Genomic DNA, 3,837 nt, shown 5'->3' with positions numbered 1-3,837 from the left:
TCAACACGGATAAAAAGTAGGCTATCTACCACAATTAATAGTTCCCAGAAAGTAGATATCTATGCTGGGGCTGATTTTTGGTATGAAGCATTTATGGAAGCGCTAACCTTGGCACAACCTGGAAAGATGGGACAGCTTGGTTCCAGTTTAGTGGAAGACCTCGCTAAGTCTGAGTTAGAAGAAGATGCTGATAAAATTAGGTGGTTGGAGGAAATTGTAAATAGGGATAAGTGATAGCTAGCGTTTTTTAATTATGTGAGGTACAACTTTTTGGGTTTTAGGGAACAGGGAACAGGGAACAGGGAACAGGTAACAGGGAACAGGCAAAAAAACCGGTGTACCTCATTATGAAAAAAAACGCTATAGCGTTTATCGCAGTTATGAGGTACAGTCTTCTTTGACGTTGATTCCCTGTGTTGATGCAGGGCATCGCTATTCCCTATTCCCTATTCGCTCTTCTCTCTTCCCTGTTCCCTGTTCCCTGTTCCCTGTTCCCTAAAATCTAGAAATTGTTTACCTCATAGCTATGATAATTGCTATATCTACGTTTTACAACCAATTCCCAATCATAATAAACGGTGCCCAAAAAGAAGGATTATCATATTGGTCATTAATTTCTGATATTTCTTTTGCCTTAAGTAATTTTATCTGAGCAGCTTGTAACGCTTTAGCTTTACTCATTCCCAATTGATGTACATTTATATAAAATTCTTTCACTAACAAAGATGTAGATTCATCTCCCACAGACCAAAGGGAAGCCATTGCACTTCTGACCCCAACTTGCAAAGCTACTCCAGCTAAACCCAAACTAGAACGTTCATCACCTACCGCTGTTTGACAAGCCGTTAGTGCTAAAAGCTCAACAGAGGCAGAACCGCCACTGACTTGGCGTAAAACTGTTTCTAATTCATTGATGGTGAGTTTATTATTATTTCCTGTAACTAAAAACGTATCTTCGGAAATTATTCCAAATTGAGCATGAGTTGCTATATGAATAACTGGGTAAACTGTATCTTGAATTTCCTTTTCTAGTTTCTTCGGTTCAAAGTCTTCATCTATAAACTGTTTATGATTAGGAAAGATTTTTTGAACTTCTTTGATTTCTAAGGGTACACTTGGCAAAGCTCGGAATGGGAGCTCGTCAATTATTGCTTCTTTACTGACCCCCAAAATTAACGCACGACCTGTTTGAGTATTTAGTTTTTTGGGTGCAGTTAAACTTAAACTAGGGGTGGTAGCGATCGCATAGTTTTCAATTAAATATTTTCGAGCTTTTTTATCATAAAGGGCAGCCATTGGAATGTCACGCAAAAAGCTGTCTTGAATGAAAACAATAGTTTCGATAAGTTGCGACGTTAAATAATCTTCAAAAGGAAGAATCATCAAATCATATAACGTTTCAGCGTCAGTAGTATCATAATTGATTGACAATTGACCGTCTATTAATCCTTGGCGGAATTTTTCAATCTGATTTCTAAAATCTTTCTGTGATAGTTCTATCCAGTGTAAGTGTTTTTCCTTATTTGGCAGAGTCAAAATCATTGCCGTACCATCGTCTAAAATAATGGAACTAAACACCGCTGTGTTTTGTTCTAACAGTTCATCAACTTGAGTATTATTAATAGCTGCCAAAATACAATCATTGCCAAAATAATTTTGTAGCTCTGCTAGTTTTAAAGAATTAACCGTTTCTAAGGCCAAATTTAATTCTTTATTACGATTTTCTTCATCCCGAGAAGCTAACTCAATTCGGAACTGGGCTAACTGACGATAAACAGGCTCAATTACATCCCGGAAGTCAAATTGTAAATCCCGTTCTGCAATTAAAATATCACTGCGAATTTTATCTAGGGTATTATAGGCACGTTGATAGAAAGGAATCGCCTGTGCCTCTTTGTTCTGCTTTTGTAATATCCTACCTGCTTGCCATTCCCATAAATAAAGGCTATCTTTAGCTTGCAAATTTTGGTCAGCTAATAACAGTGCTTTCTGAGTTAATGTCCAAGCTTTTTGATAGGCTTTACGACATTCATAAAAATGACCTAGGGCACCTAACGCATAAGACTCAGCACGTGTTGCTTGCAATTTGTGGGCAATTTCGATAGCCTGATTTAGTATTGTTGTTGCTTGTGCATCTGCTAATTTTCCCTTGACTGAACACTGGGTTAAGGGCGAAGTAATATTACTATCACCATCAGGTAAATTGGCTAAATCTATAGCTGCATATACCTTCGTAACAGAATCCGGTAAATGATCGAGTAATGCTAAAGCTTGTTGAATATCTACATTAATCGTTGCTGCATCAACTAAATTTAAGTCTTGAGTGCGTTCATAAAGCTGAATTAAATTCAGTAGACTTCGCATTTGAGCCGATTTATAATCTTGTTCTTGAGATTGTTTAAAACTCGATTGAAAATAGCTCAAAGCCTTCTGATAATCTTCCCTGGCATTAGTTTGAAATTCCTTGCCTTTAGGAATACCACGTTTTGCAGCAGATTTGGCACGTAAATTCCAAAGTTGGGCACGACTTGCCTGAGTGTTACCTAAACTATTTAATACCAAAACAAGATAGCCTGGATTATTATAAGTTTTGGCCTCTTCTAAGGCACTTTCTAAATAGTCGATTGCTTCGTTGTAATCACCCCGGAGACGATAAGCTTCACCTAAACTTCCTAATGCTGCCACTTCCCCCAGTTTATCTTGTTGCTCACGAGCAATTTGTAATGCACTTCCTGGCAAACACTCTAGCTTTCCTTGGGATTTGTCGTAATTAGCACCGCATAACAGCGCAATTGCTTTCCCTGGTTGTCCTAGATTACTATAGGCTTGCCCTTGTTCCGTAAGCACTTGCCCTACTTTTTGTAAATTGCCAATAGTCTGATAGTAATAAATTACCTTCTCCCAATAGCCAATTGCTTCCTGAGTATCCCCCAACTGCTGATACGCTCTTGCTAAATTTTCATTAATAATTGCAATAGTTGCCGCTTCATTACTTTGTTCATATACCTTTAACGCTTCTTTCCATAAAGAAATTGCACCACGATAATCTCCCCTAGCGTAGCGTTCAATACCTTGATTTACCTGTTGAGTTGTATTGGTATCTTGAGCGTTGACTAATTCTCCTATCGTTGCTTGCTCTGTTATTAAAGATAGATTACCCAGCCATAAACATAATGTCAGGCTGATCAGGAACAATACTCCCAGCCAAGGACGCATATTTGATTTACTAAATCTATCAAACACAGGCTGACTCCGGCTTTAGCTGTGTAATATAGCGCTACGCGCAAGGCAACAGGCAAGAGGCATGCATGCAAAAGTTGATTAAAACAGCTTAGGTGCGCTTTCCGTTGGCGAATTAAATTCGCCACGGGTCGCACTTTTTGCTGCTTGTATCAATGTCAAACACCTTAATGGGTAGTACTATATCACTTAAGTGCTTGTTCTTAACACTATCAAAATTTGCTAATCAAGCAAACTAGGAGGTGTCATCAGTTAAGCCAAACCACAGCAGCAGCCAGGTATAGCGCTACGCGCAAGTCAGAAGTTAGAAGTCAGAAGTCAAAGGTGCGCTTTCCGTAGGCGAATTAAATTCGCCACGGGTCGCACCTAAAAGTAAGCTATGACTAAGTTTCGGATCGGGATAATTACCCTTAATAAAAATCTCCCCAATCTCCCCATCTCCTCATCTCCCCATCTCCCCACACTTCCCACCCTTACCCTACTCCCTACTCCCTACTCCCTTATGTTGCTGAACTTCCCATTTTCAACCAGCCAAAAATTTCCTCTGCTGTCAACTGAAGCTCGATACCATCTAACACCACTAGAGAGTCACTTCCA

At 39.2% G+C, this 3,837-nt stretch carries 3 protein-coding genes; 2 read left to right on the top strand and 1 reads right to left on the bottom strand.

Annotation, left to right across the window (positions count from 1 at the left end; genetic code table 11):
- On the top strand, positions 1–234 hold a 234-nt coding region (locus tag F6K49_RS36830), incomplete at its 5' end, for a hypothetical protein (RefSeq protein ID WP_293104867.1).
- Positions 235–549: 315 nt separating this feature from the next.
- Here F6K49_RS36830 and F6K49_RS36825 read toward each other — a convergent pair.
- On the bottom strand, positions 550–3,243 hold the full coding sequence (locus F6K49_RS36825; protein ID WP_293104864.1) for a CHAT domain-containing protein: 2,694 nt from the start codon (positions 3,241–3,243) through the stop codon (positions 550–552).
- Between the two features lie 376 nt (positions 3,244–3,619).
- On the opposite strand from F6K49_RS36825, the gene F6K49_RS36820 reads away from it, so the two are divergent.
- Positions 3,620–3,837: hypothetical protein (locus F6K49_RS36820; protein ID WP_293104861.1), on the top strand; the 218-nt coding region annotated here is incomplete at its 3' end.

The sequence above is a fragment of the Moorena sp. SIO3I6 genome, from assembly GCF_010672095.1.
This window is presented reverse-complemented; position numbering and strand designations above follow the sequence as displayed.